General features: G+C 27.3%; 25 protein-coding genes. 16 read left to right on the top strand and 9 right to left on the bottom strand.

What is annotated here, in order from left to right; genetic code table 11:
• Nucleotide 1 precedes the first annotated feature (1 nt).
• The 4 genes from lptC to Q0733_RS11620 all read left to right on the top strand — a co-directional run bounded on the left by lptC (nt 2) and on the right by Q0733_RS11620 (nt 4259).
• Nucleotides 2-565, top strand: coding sequence for an LPS export ABC transporter periplasmic protein LptC (gene lptC, locus Q0733_RS11635; RefSeq protein WP_298782418.1), 564 nt, complete (start codon nt 2-4; stop codon nt 563-565).
• Between the two features lies 1 nt (nt 566).
• Entirely contained in the window at nt 567-770 is a 204-nt protein-coding gene (locus tag Q0733_RS11630) for a hypothetical protein (protein ID WP_298782417.1), read from the top strand.
• 8 nt (nt 771-778) lie between these two features.
• The gene (locus Q0733_RS11625; RefSeq protein ID WP_298782416.1) at nt 779-2047 is read left to right on the top strand and encodes a hemolysin family protein; all 1269 of its coding nucleotides are present in this window, start codon (nt 779-781) and stop codon (nt 2045-2047) included.
• Nucleotides 2048-2168: 121 nt separating this feature from the next.
• The gene (locus tag Q0733_RS11620; RefSeq protein ID WP_298782415.1) at nt 2169-4259 is read left to right on the top strand and encodes a peptidylprolyl isomerase; all 2091 of its coding nucleotides are present in this window, start codon (nt 2169-2171) and stop codon (nt 4257-4259) included.
• A gap of 75 nt (nt 4260-4334) precedes the next feature.
• On the opposite strand, the gene rho is transcribed toward Q0733_RS11620, so the two are convergent.
• On the bottom strand, nt 4335-6011 hold the full coding sequence (gene rho, locus Q0733_RS11615) for a transcription termination factor Rho (RefSeq protein WP_298782414.1): 1677 nt from the start codon (nt 6009-6011) through the stop codon (nt 4335-4337).
• Between the two features lie 188 nt (nt 6012-6199).
• Between rho and Q0733_RS11610 the strand changes: the two genes are divergently transcribed.
• The 4 genes from Q0733_RS11610 to Q0733_RS11595 all read left to right on the top strand — a co-directional run bounded on the left by Q0733_RS11610 (nt 6200) and on the right by Q0733_RS11595 (nt 10109).
• On the top strand, nt 6200-6631 hold the full coding sequence (locus Q0733_RS11610; protein ID WP_298782413.1) for a DUF4293 family protein: 432 nt from the start codon (nt 6200-6202) through the stop codon (nt 6629-6631).
• A gap of 219 nt (nt 6632-6850) precedes the next feature.
• Nucleotides 6851-7516, top strand: a complete 666-nt coding sequence (locus tag Q0733_RS11605; protein ID WP_298782412.1) for a response regulator transcription factor — start codon at nt 6851-6853, stop codon at nt 7514-7516.
• A gap of 78 nt (nt 7517-7594) precedes the next feature.
• Nucleotides 7595-8260, top strand: coding sequence for a hypothetical protein (locus Q0733_RS11600; protein ID WP_298782411.1), 666 nt, complete (start codon nt 7595-7597; stop codon nt 8258-8260).
• 7 nt (nt 8261-8267) lie between these two features.
• Nucleotides 8268-10109, top strand: a complete 1842-nt coding sequence (locus Q0733_RS11595) for an ATP-binding protein (protein WP_298782410.1) — start codon at nt 8268-8270, stop codon at nt 10107-10109.
• Here Q0733_RS11595 and Q0733_RS11590 read toward each other — a convergent pair.
• Nucleotides 10084-10581 carry a metallophosphoesterase family protein gene (locus Q0733_RS11590; RefSeq protein WP_298782409.1) on the bottom strand — a complete coding sequence of 166 codons (498 nt, stop codon included), beginning with the start codon at nt 10579-10581 and terminating at the stop codon, nt 10084-10086. The genes Q0733_RS11595 and Q0733_RS11590 overlap by 26 nt on opposite strands.
• 96 nt (nt 10582-10677) lie before the next feature.
• Between Q0733_RS11590 and truA the strand changes: the two genes are divergently transcribed.
• The 3 genes from truA to Q0733_RS11575 all read left to right on the top strand — a co-directional run bounded on the left by truA (nt 10678) and on the right by Q0733_RS11575 (nt 13690).
• The gene (gene truA / locus Q0733_RS11585) at nt 10678-11403 is read left to right on the top strand and encodes a tRNA pseudouridine(38-40) synthase TruA (RefSeq protein WP_298782408.1); all 726 of its coding nucleotides are present in this window, start codon (nt 10678-10680) and stop codon (nt 11401-11403) included.
• A 3-nt stretch (nt 11404-11406) separates the two neighbouring features.
• Nucleotides 11407-13173, top strand: coding sequence for an ABC transporter ATP-binding protein (locus Q0733_RS11580; RefSeq protein WP_298782407.1), 1767 nt, complete (start codon nt 11407-11409; stop codon nt 13171-13173).
• A gap of 70 nt (nt 13174-13243) precedes the next feature.
• Complete coding sequence (locus tag Q0733_RS11575; protein WP_298782406.1) at nt 13244-13690, top strand: hypothetical protein; 447 nt, start codon at nt 13244-13246, stop codon at nt 13688-13690.
• Between the two features lie 76 nt (nt 13691-13766).
• Here the strand turns inward: Q0733_RS11575 and cdaA are convergent, their stop codons facing one another.
• The 4 genes from cdaA to Q0733_RS11555 all read right to left on the bottom strand — a co-directional run bounded on the left by cdaA (nt 13767) and on the right by Q0733_RS11555 (nt 16837).
• Nucleotides 13767-14543, bottom strand: a complete 777-nt coding sequence (gene cdaA, locus Q0733_RS11570) for a diadenylate cyclase CdaA (RefSeq protein WP_298782405.1) — start codon at nt 14541-14543, stop codon at nt 13767-13769.
• Nucleotides 14544-14595: 52 nt separating this feature from the next.
• Nucleotides 14596-15201 carry a biopolymer transporter ExbD gene (locus Q0733_RS11565; RefSeq protein WP_298782404.1) on the bottom strand — a complete coding sequence of 202 codons (606 nt, stop codon included), beginning with the start codon at nt 15199-15201 and terminating at the stop codon, nt 14596-14598.
• A gap of 229 nt (nt 15202-15430) precedes the next feature.
• A complete protein-coding gene (folP, locus tag Q0733_RS11560) occupies nt 15431-16255 on the bottom strand; it encodes a dihydropteroate synthase (protein WP_298782403.1) in 825 nt (274 codons plus the stop codon).
• Nucleotides 16256-16837 carry a TIGR00730 family Rossman fold protein gene (locus Q0733_RS11555; protein WP_298782402.1) on the bottom strand — a complete coding sequence of 194 codons (582 nt, stop codon included), beginning with the start codon at nt 16835-16837 and terminating at the stop codon, nt 16256-16258.
• A gap of 83 nt (nt 16838-16920) precedes the next feature.
• On the opposite strand from Q0733_RS11555, the gene Q0733_RS11550 reads away from it, so the two are divergent.
• From Q0733_RS11550 to Q0733_RS11530, 5 genes are all read left to right on the top strand, one after another.
• The gene (locus Q0733_RS11550; RefSeq protein ID WP_298782401.1) at nt 16921-17454 is read left to right on the top strand and encodes a DUF1599 domain-containing protein; all 534 of its coding nucleotides are present in this window, start codon (nt 16921-16923) and stop codon (nt 17452-17454) included.
• 92 nt (nt 17455-17546) lie between these two features.
• Entirely contained in the window at nt 17547-18509 is a 963-nt protein-coding gene (locus Q0733_RS11545) for a DoxX family protein (RefSeq protein ID WP_298782399.1), read from the top strand.
• Entirely contained in the window at nt 18509-18880 is a 372-nt protein-coding gene (gene crcB, locus Q0733_RS11540) for a fluoride efflux transporter CrcB (protein ID WP_298782398.1), read from the top strand. Before Q0733_RS11545 ends, crcB begins: the two co-directional genes overlap by 1 nt.
• Nucleotides 18881-18890: 10 nt before the next feature.
• Nucleotides 18891-19592 (top strand): crotonase/enoyl-CoA hydratase family protein, encoded by a 702-nt coding sequence (locus Q0733_RS11535; RefSeq protein WP_298782397.1) that lies wholly within the window; start codon nt 18891-18893, stop codon nt 19590-19592.
• A 107-nt stretch (nt 19593-19699) separates the two neighbouring features.
• Entirely contained in the window at nt 19700-20032 is a 333-nt protein-coding gene (locus Q0733_RS11530; protein WP_298782396.1) for a hypothetical protein, read from the top strand.
• Nucleotides 20033-20296: 264 nt separating this feature from the next.
• Here Q0733_RS11530 and Q0733_RS11525 read toward each other — a convergent pair whose 3' ends face one another.
• From Q0733_RS11525 to Q0733_RS11515, 3 genes are read right to left on the bottom strand one after another with little or no spacing between them, the layout of a single operon-like run.
• Nucleotides 20297-20911 (bottom strand): DUF1684 domain-containing protein, encoded by a 615-nt coding sequence (locus tag Q0733_RS11525; RefSeq protein ID WP_298782395.1) that lies wholly within the window; start codon nt 20909-20911, stop codon nt 20297-20299.
• 1 nt (nt 20912) lies between these two features.
• Nucleotides 20913-21446 (bottom strand): DUF4252 domain-containing protein, encoded by a 534-nt coding sequence (locus Q0733_RS11520; protein WP_298782393.1) that lies wholly within the window; start codon nt 21444-21446, stop codon nt 20913-20915.
• Nucleotides 21443-22495: a hypothetical protein gene (locus Q0733_RS11515; protein ID WP_298782392.1), complete on the bottom strand. Its 1053-nt coding sequence runs from the start codon at nt 22493-22495 to the stop codon at nt 21443-21445. The genes Q0733_RS11520 and Q0733_RS11515 overlap by 4 nt, the downstream gene beginning before the upstream one ends.
• Between the last annotated feature and the right edge of the window lie 143 nt (nt 22496-22638).

The raw sequence follows: 22638 nt of genomic DNA, 5'->3' as shown, positions 1-22638 counted from the left end.
TGTGAAAAAACATATAGATATATTATTAAAAAGCATTACTGTTTTATTAACAGTAATGCTTTTTTCTTGTAATACTGATACACAAAAAGTTAGAGATTTTTTGGCTGATAAAAATTTACCTATTGGTAAAGCTAAAGATGCCAATCATGTATATAAAGACTCTGGTAGAATTACTTCTAAACTTTTGGCGCCAATAATGTTAGATTTTAGCAATCGAAAAAGTCATCCATATACAGAGTTTACTGATGGAATTAAAATTATCAATTTTGAAAATAAAGGGTTAGATTCCACAACTATTATTGGTGATTATTGTATAACTTATTCAAAAACTTCTATGTCTGAAATAAGAGGGAATGTTGTTGTAATAAATCATACAGAAAACTCTAAATTAGAAACTCAGCAATTATTTTGGGATCAAAAAACAAAATACTTTGTTTCTGAAAAAGCATTTAAATTAACTAAAGAAAATGATACTATCTTTGGTGTTGGATTTGAGTCTAAAGAAGATTTATCTAAACATTTAGCAAAAAAAACTACAGGAAGATTAGAAACTACAGAAGAATAATATGAACAAAATTTGGAAATTTTTTCAATACGGATATTTATTAGTTGCAGTAATTTGTTTAATTGAAGGTTTAATTCGTTGGAATTCTGAAAGAGAGAGAGCTTACATATTTATTGGCTTTTCAATTTTTATTACTTTAGTGTTTTTCTTTAAAAGACATTTTAGAAAAAAAGTAGAAATTAGAAACAGCAAAAATAAAACCTAATTTTTTAAATGGAAGTAGAACTTCTAATTATAATAATCTCTATATTATTATCTGCATTTTTTTCAGGTATGGAAATTGCTTTTGTTTCTGCAAATAAGATGCACTTAGAGTTAGAGAAAAAAAAGGATGGTTTTATTCCTAAAATTTTAACTAAGATTACTCAAAAGTCATCAAAATTTATTACTACAATGTTGGTTGGTAATAATATTTCTTTGGTAATTTATAGTTATTACATGGGTAAATTTTTGATTGATGTTTTTTCTTTGTCAGAAAATTTTAATGAGTTTTCTGTCTTATTAATTCAAACAATTATTTCTACAGTTATAATTTTGGTTACAGCAGAGTTTTTACCAAAAGCTATTTTTAGAATATACGCAAATGAGGTTTTAAATATTTTTGCTGTTCCTGCATATATTTTCTATTATTTATTTCATTTCTTTTCAGAGTTTATCACAAAAATTTCTGATTTTTTTTTACGTATTTTCTTTAAAACAAGTTCAGATCAATTACAAACAGAATTTAGTAAAGAAGAACTAGGTAATTATATAAATGAGCAATTAGAAACCGGAAATGACCATGATGATTTAGATTCTGAAATTCAAATTTTTCAAAACGCGCTACAATTTCAAAATGTAAAAGCAAGAGAAGTTATGGTGCCAAGAACTGAAATTGTTTCAGTAGAAATTCATGAAAAAGTATCCAATTTAAAAAGTTTATTTATTGATTCTGGCTTATCAAAAATAATCATCTATAAATCATCTTTAGACGATGTTTTAGGATATGTAAATGCCTTTGAACTTTTTAAGAAACCTAAAACTATTAAATCTATTTTATTGCCAGTAGAAATTGTGCCAGAATCTATGATGATAAATGATGTTTTAAATAGTTTAATTAAAAAAAGGAAAAGTGTTGCCGTTGTGGTTGATGAGTATGGTGGTACTTCTGGTATGATAACAATTGAGGATATTGTAGAAGAGTTGTTTGGAGAAATAGAAGATGAGCATGATAGTCAAGAATTTTTAGAAGAAAAAATAAGCAAAATTGAGTTTAACTTTTCTGCAAGATTAGAAATAGATTATTTAAATGAAGAGTATAATTTAAATATTCAAAAATCTGAAGCTTATGAAACTTTAGGCGGTTATATTATAGAGCATACAGAAAATATTCCTGTTGAAAAAGAACACGTAGAAATTGAAAATTTTGAAATAAAGATTTTAAAAATGAACGGTGCAAAAATTGAAGAAGTAAAAATTAAAATTATAGATAAAGAAGGATAAAGTAATAAACTGTATTCTTAATTTATAATCCTTCAAAGTAACTAGTTTAATAACTACAAAAGAGGTTGCAATATTAAAACCCAAATCGTATATTCGCCAACTGAAATTAAACTAACAAAGTATGGCAATTTTATCAAAAATTAGAGAACGTTCAATGTTCTTAATCATCATTATTGGATTAGCACTTTTTGCATTTGTATTAGATCCATCAACTCTTGGTGATTTTTTTAACTCAAGCAAAATAAATGAGGTAGGAGAAGTGAATGGAGAAACCATTTCTAGACAAGAATTTGCAAATGAATTAGAGCAATACAAACAACAAGCAGGAGGTAATGTTTCTGAAATGCAAGCTGCAAAAACAGTTTGGAATAATATTTTAAGAAAAAAAATATATAAAAATCAGTTATCAAAAGCTGGTATTTCAATTGGAGAAGCAGATGTTTGGAATGAAGTTGTTAATGCATCTTTTGTACAAAATGATCCAAGATATCAAAATGAGGCAGGTTTATTTGATGAAACAAAGTTTAAGCAATTTTTAGCAACTGAAAAAGACGGTAAAACTCAATTATGGGCTCAGTGGTCAAATTATATGAATCAAGTTAGAGATAATGCTGAAAGAAATACTTATAATAATCTAGTAACTGCTGGTTTAGGAGCTTCTTTAAAAGAAGGTGAAGCAGAATATTTAATTGATAACACAAAATTAAACGCTCAGTTTGTACAAGTTCCTTTTACTTCAATTGCAGATAGTTTAGTGAAAGTTAAAAAGTCAGAAATAGAAGCTTATATCAAGAAAAATGAACAAGACTTTAAAGTTGAAGCATCTAGAGATTTATCTTATGTAAAATTTGATATTGTTGCCACTCAAGAAGATGAAGCTGCAATTAGTGCAGATTTATCAAGTTTAATTGAAGACTTTAAAGCATCAGAAAATAATACTTTGTTTTTGTCTGAAAACGATTCTGATTCTAATATTAACCCTAATTTTCAGTTTAAGAATTTAATAAATAAAGAAGCTGCAGATAAAATATCTGAAGGTAATATTGGAGATGTAGTTGGACCTTATAAAGATAAAGGGTTTTATAAAATTTCTAAAATTACAGAAATTACATCTATGCCAGATTCTGTAAAAGCAAAACATATTTTAATTCCTTTTGTTGGAGGGCAAAGAGTTGCTGCAGATGTTGTTAGAACAAAAGAACAAGCAAAAAAATTAGCAGATAGTATTTTAACTGTTGTTAAAAGAAATAAAAACAAGTTTAAAGATTTAGCAGCTAAGTTTTCTTCAGATGCTTCTAATTCAGATAAGTCCGGAGAATTAGATTGGTTTAATTATAATAGAATGACACCAGCTTTTAGAGATTTTTCTTTTACAAATAAAAAAGGAGCTTTAGATGTAGTTGAAACCCCTTTTGGTTTTCATATTATAAGCATAGAAGATCAAAAAAATATTCAAAAAGTTTTTAAATTAGCTACTTATACTAGAAAAATTACTGCTTCTGAAGCAACAGAAAATGCAATTTTTAGGAGTTCAGAAGAGTTTGCATTAGCAATAACTAATGGTAAAGATTTTGCTGAGGTAGCTAAGGAAAATAATTACAGTGCTAAACCTGTTGTAGGTATTAAAGTATTAGATGAAAACGTACCTGGTTTAGGAAATCAAAGGCAAATTGTAAGTTGGGCTTTTGGTTCAGAGACAAATACAGGTGATTTTAAAAGATTTGATTTAGAAGGAAGTCATGTAGTAGCAATGGTTTCATCTAAAACTAAAAAAGGGTTAATGCCTGCTGAAAAAGCTGCGATTACAGTAAGACCAATTTTGGTGAAACAAAAGAAAGCTAATTTAATTAAAGAAAAACTTGTTGGTACAACTTTAAACGATCTTGCTACTTCAAATGGTGTTGCTACTAGAAATGCAACAGGTGTTACTTTAAAAAGTCCAACACTTTCAGGAGTAGGAGTTGAGCCTAAAATAGTAGGAGCAATGTATAATGCAGAATTAAATAAAGTTTATAATTCAATTGTAGGAGATAAAGGTGTATATGCGTTTTCTGTTACAAAAAAGGAAGAGCCTACAGCTTTACCAAATTATGGCTCTAATAGAAAAAGAATTGCAGATGCAAGAAAAAGATTAACTTTTAAAATGTATGAAGCAATTAAAAATGCATCAGGTATTAAAGATGGTAGATCAAATATGTATGCCGCAAATTAGTATACAAATATAAAGCATAAAAAAACCGTTCTTTTTTATTTTTAGAACGGTTTTTTTATGCTTTATATTTAGAAATTATCCATTCATAGAAATTAAGAATTCATCATTATTCTTAGAAAACTTAATTCTTTCATTAATAAATTCCATTGCTTCTATAGGATTCATATCTGCTAAGTATTTTCTTAAAACCCACATTCTTTGTACTGTTTTTGCATCTAATAATAGATCGTCTCTTCTTGTAGATGATTTAATTAAATCAATAGCAGGATAAATACGTCTGTTAGATATATTTCTATCTAACTGTAATTCCATGTTTCCAGTTCCTTTAAATTCTTCAAAGATAACTTCATCCATTTTAGAGCCAGTTTCTGTAAGAGCAGTAGCAATAATAGTTAAAGAACCACCATTTTCAATATTTCTAGCAGCTCCAAAGAAACGTTTTGGTTTGTGTAACGCATTTGCATCTATACCACCAGAAAGTATTTTTCCAGAAGCAGGAGCAACAGTATTGTATGCTCTTGCTAAACGTGTAATAGAGTCTAAAAGAATTACTACATCATGTCCACATTCTACCAAGCGTTTTGCTTTTTCTAAAACGATGTTTGCAACTTTTACATGTTTATCTGCAGGTTCATCAAAAGTTGACGCTACTACTTCTCCACGTACATTACGTTTCATGTCTGTAACTTCTTCGGGCCTTTCATCAATTAATAAAACGATTTGATATACTTCTGGATGATTAGCAGCAATAGCATTTGCAACATCTTTTAAAAGCATTGTTTTACCCGTTTTAGGTTGGGCAACAATCATCCCTCTTTGTCCTTTTCCAATAGGAGAAAATAAATCAATTATTCTAGTTGATAAGGAATTTCCTTTCTCTGCTAAATTAAATTTTTCTTGAGGAAATAAAGGTGTTAAGTGTTCAAAAGATACTCTATCTCTAACAATATTTGGGTTTAAACCATTAATTTTAGAAACTCTAATTAAAGGAAAATACTTTTCACCTTCTTTTGGAGGTCTTACATTTCCTCTAACGGTATCTCCTGTTTTTAATCCAAATAATTTTATTTGAGATTGAGATACATAAATATCATCTGGTGATGATAAATAATTGTAATCAGAAGAACGTAAAAATCCGTATCCATCAGGCATCATTTCTAAGACACCTTCACTTTCAATTATACCATCAAACTCAAAATCAGGATCCTTATATCTGTTGTTAGATCTGTTACCTTTATTTACAGTATTATTTTTAGAATTGTTGTCTTTACTTCTTGGTTTTGGACCTTGTTGATTATTTGAGTTGTTATTTTTCTGTTGATTTTTTTGATGGTTGTGTACAGGTTTATTCTGTTTTTTTACTTCAACAGTTTTTTTTGCTAAAACAACATTATCTTTTGCATCAACTTTAGGTTTATTCTGCTTGTTTGGGTTTTTATGTTGAGGTGTTTTTTTAGGCTGAATATTTTTTTCAGCTAATTCCGAAGTTTCTTCAATCGCTTTTACTTCAGGAGGTGTGGCCTCAATAGGTTGTTTTTTTACAACTCTTTTTCTTTTTGGCTTATCTATTTTAGGTTTATCATCTTTATTAAGATCTTTTTTGGGAGCAGCAGGATTAGCAGCTTGAGTATCTAATATTTGATAAACTAAGTCCAGTTTTTTTAATTGACTAGTTTTGGTTAAACCAATAGTTTTTGCAATAGTCTGCAAATCAGCAATAGTTTTTGCTTTTAGTTCAGAAATTTCGAACATTTATGTATTTGTTAAGTTAAAAATTATCTTAAAATATCAATAATTTTGTTTTTAGATTTTATAAACTGTATATAGTGCTATACAATATTGTTGTGAGGTTTTACATTACAAATATATACTTTTTTTTTAAGATTGAGGTTTTCTTTTTAAAAAAGAAGTTTTACTTTTGTATAGACAAGAAAAAAAACATGATACAAAGAATACAAACAATTTATTTATTATTAGTTTCTATAATTTCTGGAGGATTAATTTTTGTATTTAATTTGTGGAATACTTTAAAAGAAAAAATATTTGTTTTAGATTTGTTTTCGGAAGAAGTATTATCATTAAAAATAATACCAATTCTATTTTTTCTATCCGCTCTTTCATCATTTGTAACTATATTTTTATATAAAAATAGAAAATTGCAATTTGTTATCGGGCGAATTATAATTTTGATTAATCTTTTTTTATTAGGATTATTGATTTATTTATCTCTAACATTATCTGGAGAAACTTCAGTTTCTGAGAAAGGTATTGGGATGTTCTTACCAATTTTGGCTGTATTGCTTCTTGTTTTAGCAAATAAGGCGATTAAAAAGGATGAAGATCTTGTAAAATCTGTTGATAGATTACGATAATACTAACAATTAGTATATTTAGTGCGAAAAAAAAACCGAGATTCAATCTCGGTTTTTTGTTTTTATAATTATTAAATATCATTAACTTTAGAAATTAAATAAATTATTCAGCTCCCCATTTATAGGGAGTTACTCCTTATAAATGGGGAGCTATAAATTTCCCTATAAATAGGGATTGTGTACATTAAATAACCATATTAAATTTGCTGACATACAATAATGAGAAAAAAAATTTACGTTCATGTAGCTGATGATCATAAGATTTTAATTGAAGGAATCATTGCTATTATAAAAACCGATAAAGATATCGAAGTCAATGGTTTTTCACTAAATGGAGCAGAAGTGCTTGAATGGTTTAGTAAAAAGAAAAACAAAGCCGATGTTCTAATTTTAGATATTACAATGCCTGTTATAGATGGCATCGAAGTTCTTAAGCATCTTAATAAGTTGAAAATTGATCATAAAACAATTGTATTATCTAGTTATGATGATGTGAAGATTGTAGAAGAAATGTTGAAACTTGGTTGTTTAGGCTATATTTCCAAAAACAATGCAGGAGAACATATTATCAATGCAATAAAAGCAGTGTCTAGAGGAGAGCAATATTTTAGTGATGATATTCAAAGAAAATTGATAAAATCTATTTCAGGACAATCAGTTCCTGAAGGGAATTTACCAAATAAATTTGTAATTGAACAACTAACAGATAGAGAATTAAAAGTATTAAAATTAATTACAGAAGAGTATAATACAACACAAATTGCTGATAAGTTAAATATTGGCATTAGTACAGTTGATACATATAGAAAAAATTTATTAAGAAAAATTAAAGTAAAAAACTCAGTAGGTTTAGCAATGTACGCTGTAAAAAACAATATAGTATAAATCCCCAAACTTATGTTTACATATAAATATTAATTAATATTATATATAATATAATCATTTTTCCCAAAATCTATTATCATGAAAACATTAAAAACGATTTCTATAACTATTTTATGTTGTGTTTTGTTTTTTTCTTGCGATACAGAAAATGCAGAATTAATTGAGTCCCCTAATTCAGCTTTATTAGAAACTTATACCTTAAATAAAGATGGCTTTGGAGCTTATTCTTTAGAATTAAAGATAAATAATGCTGATGTAAATGAAGTTTATGATGAGGAAACTAATAAAAAAGAATTTTTTTTTACTCCCTCAGAGAAAACAGTATTAGATAAATTTACTAAAGATGTATTTGTAGGAGAAAAATTACAATTAAGCTTTGAAGATTCAAACACAAATAAAACTGGTTTTATTACAGTTTATGATGATGATATTAAATTTTTATCTAAAGGGTCAACAGACACAAATAAATTAAAATCTTATAGTATTAAACAAAATAAAGATGAAACTTTTGAACTTGAATTTAAAGTAAATAATAATGTTGAAGTAAGTTTTGCTTATAACTCTGATAATGAAACTTATGAAGTTCACTTAAAAGAAGGAGATAGCGATGTTGCAAAGTTTAAAAGAGATTTAGAAAAAGAAGATGGAAAACCATTAAAAATTGATTTTGTTAATTATAATTATGCTTCCAAATCATCAACAGTAGAAACAAGAAGAAAGCCAAGAATAATTATAAATGATTAAGTTTTTTTTGAAAAATAATTACTTATTAACTATTACTTTAATTTATTTTAACATTTTTTTTGCTAAAATATTTGGTAATGAACATTATACTGAAGAGGTCTTTTTTAAAGAAACTTCTTCAGTGTTTTTTGTTGAAAATGATTCTATTTTTAAAGTTAAATATAATGAGGTAATTGCTATTTATAAAGAAGAAAATTTTCAGCCAGCTTTAGAAAAGGCATTGGAGATTTATGATTATTGTAAAGAATATAAAAACGAAGAATATTCTTATTTACTTTCTTTATTAATAGCAAAAATTTATAGTAAAACTAATAATTATCTTCAAGCGCTAAGGTTTTATAAAGAGTCTCTTCATTACTTTAATTATAATATATTAAATGAAACGAATAGCAATTCAACTTCAGCCATTAATGAAGCAGAAATATATCTAAAAATTGGATCTTCCTTTCAACAGCTAGCTTATATTAATAAAGAAAAAATAAATCATTCATATAGTGATAGTGCTAAATTTTATTATAAAAAAATAGAAAGTTTGCCTATTTTTAATGACGAGTTTTTAAAAATAAAAGCGACAATGTTTTCTAACTTGTCAGGAATTTATGAAAGTGAATCTCTGTATTCTAAGGCAGAAGATTATGCAATGAAAGCAATTAACATTCACCATAGACAAAAAGATAGGTTTCTTGAAGCAAGCGCAAGAAATAATTTAGGTAATATTTATTTATCACAAAAAAAATATAAAAAAGCAAAAGATATATATATTAATGGATCAAATTTAATTAAAAATGATAGTACCGAAGCTGCATTAAAATCTAAAGTTTTTTTATACTACAATTTAGCTTGGGCAATGCGAAACTTAAATGATTATAAAGCATATGATATTCTAGAAAAAGCAAATGAAATTGAAGATGAGATAAGAGATGTTGAAATAAAGGCTAGAGTGAAAGAATTAGGATATAAATATGATTTTAACACAAAAAAAAGGCTACTAAAAAAAGATCAAGAGCTACAAATTGTAAAAGAAAAAGATAAAACTCGAATAATTATTATTATCTCTTTTTTCATTTTTATATTACTAATAAGTGTTATTGTGGTAGTAAATTTAAGGGGAAAAAACTTAGAATTAAAGCTGACCCAAATAAAATTAATACAGAAACAAAAACTAGATAAGTTAAATACCGAAACTAAAAATAGAATACTTAATGCAACTATAGATGCTAAAGAATTAGAGAGACAAGAAATTTCGGAAGTTTTGCATGATAGTGTTAGTGCTTTATTATCTTCGGCAAACCTTCATTTACAGGCAGCAAGAACAACTTTAGAAGTTAAAACTCCAAACGAAGTTAATAAAGCGCAAGAAATAATTTCTGAAGCATCAAAAAAAATTAGAAACTTATCGCATACTTTAACATCTCCTGTTTTAACAAAATTTGGGCTGGACTCAGCAATTATTAATATCACAGAAAAATATTCTAATTCTCAATTAGAAATTAAAGCAGAAGTTAAAGGATTGAGAAGATATCACCCAAAATTTGAAACTAAAATATATAATATTATTCAAGAATTATTAAACAATATTTTAAAACATAGTAAAGCAACTTCTGCAACAGTTAGTTTAATAGAATCCAATAAGAAATTAAAGTTGATGATTTCTGATAATGGTATTGGTTTTAACTCTTTTAAATTTAACGAAAAAAATGGAATTGGTCTTAGTCAAATTGAAGCAAGGATTGAAGTAATGAAAGGGACTTTTAAAATTAACTCACAAAATAATAGCGAAACAATAATTGAATCGATAATACCAGTTATGGAGAAAGATAAAACTAGCCACGTTTTGCCAACTCTATAATTTCTAAATCCTTAATGTTGCCATTATCAAGGCAAAAACGTAACATTGTTCGTGTTTTATGAAATCCGTGATTTCCAGCTGCTCCTGGGTTTAGATGTAATAAATTTAGTTTTTTATCATATTGAACTTTTAAAATATGAGAATGCCCAGCAATAAATATTTTTGGAGGGTTTACTTTAATTTCTTCTCGAATCCGTTGATTATATTTATTTGGATAACCACCTATGTGAGTCATCCATACGGTAACATTTTCAACTTTAAACTTTTCATCTAAAGGGAATTCAAGCCTTGCATCACTGTTATCAATATTTCCATAAACTGCTCTTAAAGGTTTTATTTTTTTAATTGTATCAGTAACTTTTAAATCTCCAATATCACCTGCATGCCAAATTTCATCAGCTTGTTTAACAAATTTTAATATCTGATCGTCAATATAACTATGAGTGTCTGATAACAATAAAATTTTTTTCATAAAATTGTAAGAAAAGTTTAACGTCTTTTGAGAGTTTCAAAAGTAAGGATAACTAAATAAATTCCGTAATTTTGATAACTTCAAAAACAATTATTCTTGAGGTATTTTATTGAACTTTCTTATAATGGTAAAAATTACCACGGTTGGCAAATTCAACCAGATGTAATTTCTGTACAAGAAAAATTAAATAACGCAATTAGTACAATTTTACAACAAGATATTCAGGTAGTTGGTGCAGGAAGAACAGATACTGGAGTGCATGCTTCACAAATGTTTGCGCATTTTGATTCTGATAAAAAACTAGAAAAACAAATTATTTTCAAACTCAATTCTATTTTACCAAATGATATTTTCATACAAGATTTTTATAGGGTTGATGATGAAAAACATGTGAGATTTGATGCATTAAGTAGAAGCTATGAGTATAAAATTTGGTTGGGAAGAAATCCTTTTTTATTAGATTTTTCTTGGCAAATTCACTCTCAAAAACCAGATGTTTTATTAATGAATAAAGCTGCAAAATTACTTTTAGAATATACAGATTTTCAATGTTTTTCTAAAGTTAAAACAGATGTTTATACATATAATTGCGATGTTACAGAGGCATTTTGGAAAGCAAATAATAACGAATTAACTTTCTACATAACAGCAAATAGGTTTTTAAGAAATATGGTAAGAGCTATAGTTGGTACGTTGTTAGATGTAGGCTTAGGTAAAATTTCTGTAGAAGATTTTAGAAAGGTAATTGAAAGTAAGAATAGGAGTAATGCAGGATTGTCAGTACCCGCAAAAGGTTTATTTTTAACAAATATAAAATATTAAGTTTTGGAAGAAAAATCTGGAAATGCTTTTGATATGCAAATTTTTAAAAGACTAATGTCTTTTGCTAGTAAATATCGTTTTCATTTTTTTATAGCTGCATCTTCAACTATACTTTTAGCATTATTTTCTGTTCTAACTCCTTTAATTTTAATTGATACTGTAGACAATTATATTGCTACTAAAGACAAAGAAGGATTGTTAAATTATACGCTTATAATGTTGGTAATTTTACTTGTAGAAGTGTTATTACGTTTTACATTTATTTATTTTGCAAATTGGGTTGGTCAACATATTATTAGAGACATAAGAGCTAAAATATTCAGACATATTTTACAATTTAAGATGTCTTACTTTGATAATAACTCTGTTGGAAGATTAGTAACAAGAGTTGTTTCTGATATTGAAACTATAGCAGCTTTTTTTTCTGTTGGCGTTTTTACAATTATAAGTGAAATTCTTGTAATGCTTTCTGTAATAGTAGTATTACTAATTTTAGATGTAAAGTTAGCACTCATCACTTTTGCTATTTTACCTATTTTATTATATGCAACAAAATTATTCCAAGTAGCTATAAAAAATACTTTTCAAGAAGTAAGAAATCAAGTAGCAAATCTAAATGGTTTTGTACAAGAAAGGGTTACCGGAATGAAAATTGTACAACTTTTCAATAGAGAAAATATAGAATATCAGAATTTTGAAAAGATAAATAAAAAACATAAAAAAGCTTATATAAAAACCATCTGGTATTATTCTGTTTTCTTTCCAATAGCAGAAATTTTATCATCAATAGCATTAGGGTTAATTGTTTGGTTTGGTGGCGGTAAAGCCGTTCAAGATTCAAATGTTTCTATTGGTATGATTATGGGTTTTATACAATTTGCTCAAATGTTATTTAGGCCTTTACGTCAAATTGCAGATAAATTTAATCAACTTCAAATGGGGATTGTAGCCGGAGAAAGAGTTTTTAAAATTATAGATACAGATAGTAGTATCACAAAAAATGGAACTATTATAGCAGAAAAATTACAAGGAAATATTGTTTTTAAAGATGTAAAGTTCAGTTATATTAAAGACGAAGAAGTTTTAAAAGGTGTTTCATTTAATGTAAAATCTGGGCAAACTATTGCTATTGTTGGTTCAACTGGAGCAGGAAAATCTACAATCATTAATTTGATAAATCGTTTTTATGAAATTGATAAAGGGACCATATGTATTGATGATGTTAATGTTGATGATTATACCATTGAAAGTTTAAGAAAACAAGTTGCAATAGTTTTGCAAGATGTGTTTTTATTTTCTGATTCAATTTTAAACAACATAACTTTACAAGATAAAAGTATTACTCAAAAAGAAGTAGAAGAAGCAGCCAAACAAATTGGAGTTCATGATTTTATAATGACACTTCCAGAAGGTTATCAATATAATGTAAAAGAACGGGGAGCAATGTTATCTTCTGGTCAAAGACAGCTTATAGCTTTTTTACGTGCTTATTTAAGCAAACCAAGTATTTTAATTTTGGATGAAGCAACCTCTTCTGTAGATGCACATTCAGAGCAATTAATACAATATGCAACCGATACAATTACCAAAAACAGAACTTCAATTGTTATTGCACATAGATTAACAACCATTAAAAAAGCTGACAAGATAATTGTAATGGATAAAGGGCTAATTGTTGAAGAAGGAACTCATTTAGAGTTGTTAGCAAAAGAGAATGGTTATTACAAAAACTTATATGAAAAACAGTTTACTTTAGATCAAGCTTCTTAATTACTTGGTAATGTTTTGTTAAGAGTTTTAAATAAAGTAGATTTGTTTTCAATCTTAAACAAAATTAAAAATGAAAAAAGTATTATTATCAATGATGGTTGTTGGTGCTTTATTAGCAACATCATGTAAAAGTGAAAAAAAGTCAACTTTAGAATCTGTTAAAGATGCTAAAACCGAAATGAAAAAAGAGCTTGTAAAAAAAGTTGAAGAAGTAGAGGAAGTTGTAGAAGAAACTAAAACAGATGTTTCTAATATGATAAATTCTGCTATAGAAGGAGTTTCAATTCCAAAGTTTGAAAACGAAGCTGTAACTGAACATCTACAAACATATGCAACTTATGCAAAAGATTTTATTGCAGCAAAAGGAGATGTTTTAAAAAATGCAAAATTAGCAAAACAAGGTGTTGAATTAGCTGCAAAAGGAAAAGAATTATTAGGCTCTTTAGATGCAGAAAGTGCAACAAAATTTAAAAGTGTATTAAATGCAATTAAATCTAAAATGGCTTCTGTTAAATAAGGAAAATACAATTTATTTTATACTAAAAAGGTTCTCAATTTGAGAACCTTTTTTTGTTATACATATTTTAAATTGATTAGATAAAATCTTTTTTAAGTTTTTCATTCAGTTCTAAATGTGTTGAAAATAAGACAAATTCACCATCTTTTATGTAAGAAATTTCTCCAGTTTCTTCAGAAACTAATAAACAAACTGCATCCGTTTTTTCGGTAACTCCAATAGCAGCTCTATGTCTTAAACCAAATCTTGCTGGTATTTTTTTGCTATCAGAAATAGGTAATACAACTCTAGTTGCAACTACATAATTATCTCTAATAATTGTAGCACCATCATGTAGTGGACTGTTTTTATAAAAAATACTTTCAAGAATAACCTCGTTTACTAGAGCATTCATAGTATCGCCTGTATTTATTAAAAAATCCAAAGCATTTGTACGCTCTATAACAATTAATGCTCCTGTTTTTGTTTTAGACATATTACCACAGGCTTTTACTAAAACTTCTGTATCTATTTCAGAATTAATTTCAGAGTGTAAAAACTTTAATTGGGTTAAAAAGTTTTTTCTATTAGAAAAATTTGTGGTTCCAATCATTAACAAAAACTTTCTTATTTCTTGCTGAAAAACAATGATTAAAGCAATAACACCGCCAGATAGCAAATAACCTAAAATACCACTTAGCATTTCCATTTTTAGCGCTTGAGTAATTTTCCAGATGAGAAAAATTAACGCAATTCCAATAAAAATGTTAATAGCAACTGTGCCTTTTAATAATTTATAAATGTAGTAGAGTAGTATTGCAACTAACAAAATGTCTAGTACATCTAAAAAAGAAAAAGGAATAAAATCTAACATGTAAAGTAACTGGTTTTAGGTAAAAGTACTAATAAAATTTGTGAGTACATAATCAGTTTTTTATTTCTGCATCAGTGAGTAAAAGCGGGTATTTTTTACGAATATTTTTTATTCTTTCTTCTATTTTTTTATCTCTTTGATTCGATTTTTTAAAATCTTCTAACAAGCTCTCATAATTTTGATTATACAATTTTACAGACAACTTATTTCTTAAAACTGAATAAGCAGCATTAAGGTTGTCTAAGACTAAAATATAGGTTTCGTAATTTGTGTTTCTGTCTGCTTTAATTGAGATAAATGCTCTTACTGGATGATCTGAGGATGCGACATCTTTTTTGCCTCTACACCAATTACAAGGTTTATTATTGAAGTCCAAACCGCCTCCATTATCAATAAAATTTATAGCAATTTGTTTTAACTCATTAAGTTTTATAATTTTTTCGTCAACAAAAATTTCATTTTTAAAGTTGATGTTTACTTCTAAAATGTTTTTGTCTTTTATAATTATTGCCTCAGATATTTTCTGTTTTTCTGGAATTTTTCTAAGAATTCCAGAATCTACGTTCATTGTTGTTGTTACTAAAAAGAAAATTAATAATAAAAATGCGATGTCTGCCATTGATCCAGCGTTAATTTCTGGTGATTCTTTTTTGCTCATAATAGGTAGTTTTAAAAATTAATAATTTTGTGTTTCTTCTTAAATTTTTAAGAAGTTTTATTAAAGTTTAACTAAGTTGAGTTTTTGGCGTTAACATTTATTTAACAAAAAGAATGCCAAAGAAGTGAAGCTAAAAGTTGGTAAATTGGTTTAGCCCTGATTGAGCGTTTGTTTGAGCTCTTTTTTGTTTTTCTCAAAAAAAGCGAGTAGCGAAAGCAGGAAATAGCTTCTAAAAAGAAACCTGATTTACAATTTTTACAGCTTCAACTGCTTCTTTTACATCATGAACTCTTAAAATATTTGCACCATTTAATAATGCAATTGTATTTGCCGAAGTTGTTGCGTTTAGGGCTTCTTGAGCAGAAATATCTAAAGTTTTGTATAACATAGATTTACGAGAAATACCTGCTAAAATAGGAGCGTCTAAACTTTTAAAAAGTTCTAAATTTTTTAGTAACTCAAAATTATGTTGTCTGGTTTTTCCAAAACCAAAACCAACATCAATAATAATATCATTTAGTTTTAATTGATGTAATTTGTATATCTGTTCTGCAAAAAAGGAAATAATTTCTTTAGTTACATCTTTATAAACAGGTTTTTTTTGCATATCCTGAGGAGTGCCTAACATATGCATTACAATATAGGGAACTTGTAATTTAGCTACAGTTTCAAACATTTTTTCATCCATTTCTCCGCCAGAAATATCATTAATAATTGCTGCTCCAGAATTTGCAGTTTCTTTGGCTATTTTACTTCTAAAAGTATCGACAGAAATAATGATTTTAGGAAAATTTTTAATCAATAAATCAATAACAGGAACAATTCTTTTCAGTTCTTTTTCTTCAGAAATATGTTTGGCTCCAGGTCTTGATGAATATGCACCAACATCAATAAAAGTGGCACCTTCTAATAACATTTTTTCTGTTTGAGAAAGGATGTCTTTTTCGTTTTTATATTTACCACCATCAAAAAAAGAATCTGGAGTAATGTTTAAAATTCCCATTACTTTTGGTGTAGATAAATCTATTAAGTTTCCTTTGCAATTTATGGTCATTTAACTTACAACTTTATTGATTACGTGACTGATTTTTGGAGCATTATAGTTGTTCATTTTTTCTAATAAATTTTCTACTGAACTGCCAACCAGTAACATGTTTCTATTGGTTTGCTTTAAATAACCTTCTTTTACCATTTTGTCTAATTGCAATAAAATTGCGTCAAAAAAACCATTAATATTTAAGAGTCCTATAGGTTTTTGTTCTATATAAAGTTGGTTTAAAGTTAATGCTTCAAAGAGTTCATCTAAAGTTCCAAAACCTCCAGGAAGTGTAATATAACCATCCACCAATTTGCTCATAATTACTTTGCGTTCACTCATGCTGTTACAAACAATCATTTCTTCAACTTCGTTATGAATTACTTCTTCTTTTTCTAATATTTTAGGAATTACGCCTATAACTTCGCCATTTTTAGACAAAACTGTATCAGCCAAAACTCCCATCATTCCTACTTTTTCACCACCATAAACTAAACCAATTTTGTTTTTTATAAAATAGTTTCCAAGCTCAATGGCAGCTTCTTTGTAAATAGGATTAAATCCTAAACTTGCCCCACAAAAAACAACAATTTTTTTCATCCTTATAGTTAATAAATTCCTTGTAAAAATAAATGAAAAGCATTTAAGTTTTACTATTTTTACAGAAATAGTTTTTTACAAAAATGCAAGATACTTCTAAACAATATGATGCTGTAATTAATGATTGCAGAAGTTTATTTATGAAAAAAATGTCTGATTATGGCTCTGCTTGGCGAATTTTACGTTTGCCATCATTAACCGATCAGATATTTATAAAGGCACAAAGAATTCGTCAATTACAAGAAAATGAGGTTAGAAAGGTTGATGAAGGAGAAAAATCTGAATTTATTGGTATTATCAATTATTCTATAATGGCACTTATACAGTTGGAAAAAGGTGTTGTAGAGAACCCCGATTTAACTACTGAAGAAGCAACTATTTTATATGATAAGCATAGCAAAATTACCAAAGAATTAATGATGAATAAAAATCATGATTATGGTGAAGCTTGGAGAGAAATGCGAGTTTCTAGTTTAACCGATTTAATTTTGCAAAAATTACTAAGAGTAAAACAAATTGAAGATAATAAAGGAAAAACCTTAGTTTCTGAAGGGATTGATGCTAATTATCAAGACATGATTAATTATGCAGTTTTTGCGATGATTCATTTGGGATAAAAAGTTTCAAAGTTGTCATTGCGAGGAACGAAGCAATCTCTTCTATTCAATTAAATAAAAATTTGTATCAAAAAGTTTTTAAAATATAATTTATGAAAATATTAGTCCAAATTGCAAGAATAATAGTAGGAGCTCTATTTATCTTTTCGGGTTTAGTAAAATTGGTAGACCCAATAGGTTCTAAATATAAGTTTGAAGAATATTTTTCAGAAGGTGTTCTTAACTTAGAGTTTTTAATTCCGTATGCATTACCATTCGCCATCTTTTTAATTATTGGAGAAATAGTATTAGGAGTTGCGCTTTTAGTTGGTTGGAAATCAAAATTTACAATAAAATCATTATTGATAATGATTTTGCTTTTCTTGTTTTTAACTTGGTACTCTGCTTATTATAATAAGGTTACAGATTGTGGGTGTTTTGGTGATGCTATTAAATTAACTCCTTGGGAATCTTTTTATAAAGATGTCATTTTAACGGTATTAATTTTATTTTTGAGTTTTAAAGTGCGCTTTATAACACCAATTACAAGAACATCTTTACCGTTTAAGATTGTTGTTTTTTCTTTATTGGTTTCTGCAGGTGTTACTTATTATGTATTAGCTCATTTGCCAATTATTGATTTTAGGGCATATTCAATAGGAAAAAACATTGCTGATGGAATGGAGTATAAAGATGATGGAGAAATGCCTCCAATACATGATTTTGTTTTAGAAGATTCTCAAAATGACTTAGCACCAGAAATCCTAAAAATGGATAAAGTGATGTTGGTAATTGCTTATAGTGTAGATAAATCTGACCTTGAGGGGTTTACTGAAATTAAAAAAGTATCCGATAAGGCAATTGAAAAAGGGTATAAAGTTTATGGCGTTTCTGCTTCTTTTACTGATGAAATTGAATTAACAAAAAGTAAATATCAGCTTCCTTTTGAGTTTTTATTTTGTGATGAAACAACTTTAAAAACAATGATTAGATCTAATCCTGGTGTAATTATTTTAAATAAAGGAACAGTTGTAGAAAAGAAAAGTTGGGGAGATGCTGATGAGATAAAATTATAATGAAGCAATTATTATTGGTTTTTATTGGTGGTGGTTTTGGTAGTGTCTTACGTTTTGTAATTGGCAAATGGTTAAACACAACTGAAAATAGCTTTCCTTATGGAACTTTTTCTGCCAATATTTTAGGATGCCTTTTAATAGGTTTTATTTTAGGTTATGCAGCAAAAAGTGAAACCTTTAATGAAAACCAAGCATTATTATTGGCAACTGGTTTTTGTGGAGGGTTTACAACTTTTTCAACCTTTGCTTATGAGAATCAAGGATTTTTAAAATCAGGAGATTTTACTTCTTTTGCTTTTTATACAATTGTTAGTTTTATAGTAGGGTTTTTAGCAGTTTTTGCAGGAATGTATTTAGTTAAATTTATTTAAAAATCAAGTAATGAACGAATTTGTAACATATCAATCAGAAGAAAATTGCGTAATTATTACAATTAATAACGGAAAAGCAAATGCTATTTCTCATGAAGTTATTGAAGGGCTAAATATTAGTTTAGATAAAGCTGAACAAGAAGATAAAGTTGTAATTTTAACTGGTACTTCTGGTATTTTTTCTGGTGGATTTGATTTAAAAGTAATGACAGAATCTGCTGATTCTGCTAAAGAATTAGTAACAAAAGGTTCTACTTTATCTTTAAAAATGCTGTCTTTTCCGAAACCAATAATTATTGCTTGTAATGGTCATGCTATTGCAAAAGGAGCTTTTTTATTGTTGTCATCAGATTATAGAATTGGAGTTGAAGGTGATTTCAAAATTGGGTTGAATGAAGTAATGATTGGTATGACAATGCATCATGCAGGTATTGCAATTGCTAAATCTCGTTTGTCTGAAGTATATTTAAATAGAAGTGTAAATAATGCTGAAATATTTAGTTCTAAAGATGCTGTAAAAGCTGGTTTTTTAGATGTGATTGTACCTGAAGATCATTTATTACCAACTGCTATTAAAGTTGCAAAAATGTTTACAAAACTGAATAGTAAGGCGCACGCAGCAACTAAATTAAAGGTTAGAAAACCTTATTTAATGGCTTTAAAAAATGCTATTGAATTAGATTTAGCTGAAGATATTTCAATAAATTCTTAATGTTTTGTATTTTTGAGTAAGCTTATTAATTGTTGTGTGTAATTTGAGAAATGAGACAAACGATAACCAAAAGTGATAAAAATTTAAGGATTCTGAACAAGTTAATTGTGAACGGATTCTATAATGGATATATCGGAACTGAAAAATTTGAATTAATGCGGAATCGTTTCCCGAACAATCACAGACTAATCGGAATTGTGAATGAAACAGGTAATTACGATTTGAAATTTGAATTTAAGTCACCAATTAATATTTTAGCGAAAGTTTTACTCGGACTCGGAATTTTGATTTCAATAATTTCGCTGATTAAAGGAATTTGGATTTTGCCGATTGTGTTTGTTGTTTTCGGACTGATTATGTTTTCGGATTTTAAACTAAAAGAGAAAAAAGAAATAAATATATTCACGGATAAACTATTGGAATTCCAAAAAACGGAATAAAAAACTACACACAACAATGTATAACCGCAATTACGACGGATTCGACTCCGTCAGAATCCACTCGGAATTGCTATGGCAACTGTTAAATTCGGAATAATTTGCTAACTTTCCCGTAAAAGATGGTTATACGAAGCCGTTTATTTCTTTTTTTTTCGATGAATAACTTAAGCATTTAAATTAGCTTAGCCCTGATTGAACGGCTTGTTTGAGCTCTTTTGAGGAACGAAAAAAGCGAGTAGTGAAAGCAGGAAATAGCTTCTAAAATTAATGCTTTTTAAAAATTTTTATACCAGCTTTTACCTCAATATTTAAATGATTTTTTCTTGGGGTTAGTGGGCAAGAATATTTATCATTATAAGCGCAATAAGGGTTGTAAGTGTTGTTGAAATTTAAAGTGATGGTACCATCTGGTTTTTCATCGGTTGTTAAGACATCCATGTAACGTCCACCGCCATAAGAATCATTTCCAGATGTGTCATCCGTGAAAGGTAAAAAGAGATAATTTTTATATTTTTCATCACGTAAATCATTTTGACTTTGGTAAATTGTTAATTTACAATTTTCACCTTTTAGGGTAAAAGTTAAAATACCATATTCTTTATATAATGGCTTTCTATTTGTGGTTGTTGCCATTTGAAAGATAGGTGCATTTTTTGTTTTTTTTAATTTAGCTTTTACAATAAATGAAGAATCTACAGGAAAAAAATCTAAGCCTTTAAAATTTTTTAAATCTTTCTTTTTTAAGGGGGATTTTGAAGCGTCTTTATAACTTGCGTTTAATTTTTTTTGATATTTCGTATCTCCAATTAATTTACGTTTGTCTTGAGAATTACAGGAGATTATTAAAAAAAGCAGGGAAATAAATGTTATTTTTTTCATATTAATTAGGGTTAAAACCAGGAGTTTTAGGTGTTATTTGATAGTTTTGAATTAATTTATTTGATAAATTTTCAAACTGATTTGTATTCGATAATTCTTTAATTCTATTTGGATCAAAACGTCCTTTTAAATAGAAAACAGATGTTTTTGCTAATGTAGAATTGAAAATTATTGCTTGCGTTACAACATCTCCATCTTCTTTTACAGAAATAATTTTAGTTTTTTCAATAGTGTTTTGCCTTAAAATATCTGTATAATTACTATTTGTTACTAAGCTCATTTCATTAATTAATTCAGTTTGTTTTGCTTTAGATATTTCATTAAAAGTAATGAATTTTAAATCTCTTACATTGCCAAATAATTGATTAATGTCAGGAGAAATATTTACTAATAAAGCTCTCATAAAATTTGGAACTTGAAAAGCTGTTACACCAACTTCGTTTTTATGATTATTAAAGAAACTTTGAAAAGATTTTCCACTTCCACAAGACGTGAATATCATTAGAAATAAAGAAAAGGTTATAATTTTTTTCATATTTTATTTATTGTTTTTAAAATTAGAAAATGTTTATCCATAACATTTCCTGTTAAAATTAAATCATCAAAAGGTACTGCAACTGTAGATCCAGACATGGTTTTACCATCTTCCATGTAAATTTGTTCAATTGTATAATCCCCCTTGTCTTTATAGTTAATTTTTATAATTTCTGATGGCGAAGTTTCTTTATTACCTTTTGCATAAGAGGCAAAATGTAATAAGTTAGGATGTGAGCCAATCCATAAGTTATCATTTTTATCAAATTCAATATTATCAACACCGGTTTTACAATCTATATTTTCAATAAAAGCTAAAGAATTATCATTATTTTTTTGATATACTTTAACCAAAAATTTTCTTGGAGAGGCAACAAAAACTAGGTTTCTTTTTTTGTCAAAATTAATTCCATTTGCATAGGAAATTCCATTTGCAACCTCTTTATAATTTTTTCCGTCAAAAAATACTACATTAGAAATTTCAAGACCTAAATAGTCTTCTAATAAACGCATAAAGCCATCATGATATTTATGGTCATTTGTAAAATAAAATTGATTTTCATTCACTAAAACAATATCATTAGGACTGAGTATTGATTGGTTTTTTAATGTTTTTTGATGAGTAAGTTCTTGCTTTAATAAAGTGAATATTTCTATAAATTCTCCTTCTTTAGTATGGTTTATTGCAGCAATTGTATAGATGCTATCTTTTTTAAAAATAGATATTCCATGAGGTGCAAAAGGTTTCTTAAAATTTTTGGTTAGATGAATTGGTTTAAAATTTTCATCTTTTAAATTGATAAAATATAAACCACCAATTTCTTGCTCATTATTAGGTATTTTATTTCTTTTTGTTGAAGAAACAATTGCAAAACTATCTATTCTACTAATAGTAATATCTTCAGCCCCAGCAATATTAATTTTCGCTATAATTTTACCATTAAAATTGTTTTTTATAGTTCTAAAAAAACCAGTACTAATAAAAATATTAACAATAAAAAGTACTAACAGTATGATGGCAGCATATAAAATCCTTTTTTTAAACTTCATTTTTTTAAAGATTTTTCATTTCAAAAATACAACATTCAAATATTTTATGTAGATTTATCGTATTAATAAGAAAAATAGATGAAAACTGTCATTTTATATTTTACCAAGCAATCGTGTTTATCACGAAAGAATCGGGTTATAAA

Origin of the sequence: uncultured Polaribacter sp. (genome assembly GCF_947500975.1) — a bacterium.
Lineage (GTDB): Bacteria > Bacteroidota > Bacteroidia > Flavobacteriales > Flavobacteriaceae > Polaribacter.
This window is presented reverse-complemented; position numbering and strand designations above follow the sequence as displayed.

What these genes read in the sequence shown, in the direction of transcription:
- Q0733_RS11630 (WP_298782417.1), top strand. Translation starts at nt 567, where the DNA reads ATGAACAAAATTTGGAAATTTTTTCAATACGGATATTTATTAGTTGCA.
- Q0733_RS11625 (WP_298782416.1), top strand. Translation starts at nt 779, where the DNA reads ATGGAAGTAGAACTTCTAATTATAATAATCTCTATATTATTATCTGCA.
- Q0733_RS11620 (WP_298782415.1), top strand. Translation starts at nt 2,169, where the DNA reads ATGGCAATTTTATCAAAAATTAGAGAACGTTCAATGTTCTTAATCATC.
- rho (WP_298782414.1), bottom strand. Translation starts at nt 6,011, where the DNA reads ATGTTCGAAATTTCTGAACTAAAAGCAAAAACTATTGCTGATTTGCAG.
- Q0733_RS11610 (WP_298782413.1), top strand. Translation starts at nt 6,200, where the DNA reads ATGATACAAAGAATACAAACAATTTATTTATTATTAGTTTCTATAATT.
- Q0733_RS11605 (WP_298782412.1), top strand. Translation starts at nt 6,851, where the DNA reads ATGAGAAAAAAAATTTACGTTCATGTAGCTGATGATCATAAGATTTTA.
- Q0733_RS11600 (WP_298782411.1), top strand. Translation starts at nt 7,595, where the DNA reads ATGAAAACATTAAAAACGATTTCTATAACTATTTTATGTTGTGTTTTG.
- Q0733_RS11590 (WP_298782409.1), bottom strand. Translation starts at nt 10,581, where the DNA reads ATGAAAAAAATTTTATTGTTATCAGACACTCATAGTTATATTGACGAT.
- Q0733_RS11575 (WP_298782406.1), top strand. Translation starts at nt 13,244, where the DNA reads ATGAAAAAAGTATTATTATCAATGATGGTTGTTGGTGCTTTATTAGCA.
- cdaA (WP_298782405.1), bottom strand. Translation starts at nt 14,543, where the DNA reads ATGTTAGATTTTATTCCTTTTTCTTTTTTAGATGTACTAGACATTTTG.
- Q0733_RS11565 (WP_298782404.1), bottom strand. Translation starts at nt 15,201, where the DNA reads ATGAGCAAAAAAGAATCACCAGAAATTAACGCTGGATCAATGGCAGAC.
- folP (WP_298782403.1), bottom strand. Translation starts at nt 16,255, where the DNA reads ATGACCATAAATTGCAAAGGAAACTTAATAGATTTATCTACACCAAAA.
- Q0733_RS11555 (WP_298782402.1), bottom strand. Translation starts at nt 16,837, where the DNA reads ATGAAAAAAATTGTTGTTTTTTGTGGGGCAAGTTTAGGATTTAATCCT.
- Q0733_RS11550 (WP_298782401.1), top strand. Translation starts at nt 16,921, where the DNA reads ATGCAAGATACTTCTAAACAATATGATGCTGTAATTAATGATTGCAGA.
- Q0733_RS11545 (WP_298782399.1), top strand. Translation starts at nt 17,547, where the DNA reads ATGAAAATATTAGTCCAAATTGCAAGAATAATAGTAGGAGCTCTATTT.
- crcB (WP_298782398.1), top strand. Translation starts at nt 18,509, where the DNA reads ATGAAGCAATTATTATTGGTTTTTATTGGTGGTGGTTTTGGTAGTGTC.
- Q0733_RS11535 (WP_298782397.1), top strand. Translation starts at nt 18,891, where the DNA reads ATGAACGAATTTGTAACATATCAATCAGAAGAAAATTGCGTAATTATT.
- Q0733_RS11525 (WP_298782395.1), bottom strand. Translation starts at nt 20,911, where the DNA reads ATGAAAAAAATAACATTTATTTCCCTGCTTTTTTTAATAATCTCCTGT.
- Q0733_RS11520 (WP_298782393.1), bottom strand. Translation starts at nt 21,446, where the DNA reads ATGAAAAAAATTATAACCTTTTCTTTATTTCTAATGATATTCACGTCT.
- Q0733_RS11515 (WP_298782392.1), bottom strand. Translation starts at nt 22,495, where the DNA reads ATGAAGTTTAAAAAAAGGATTTTATATGCTGCCATCATACTGTTAGTA.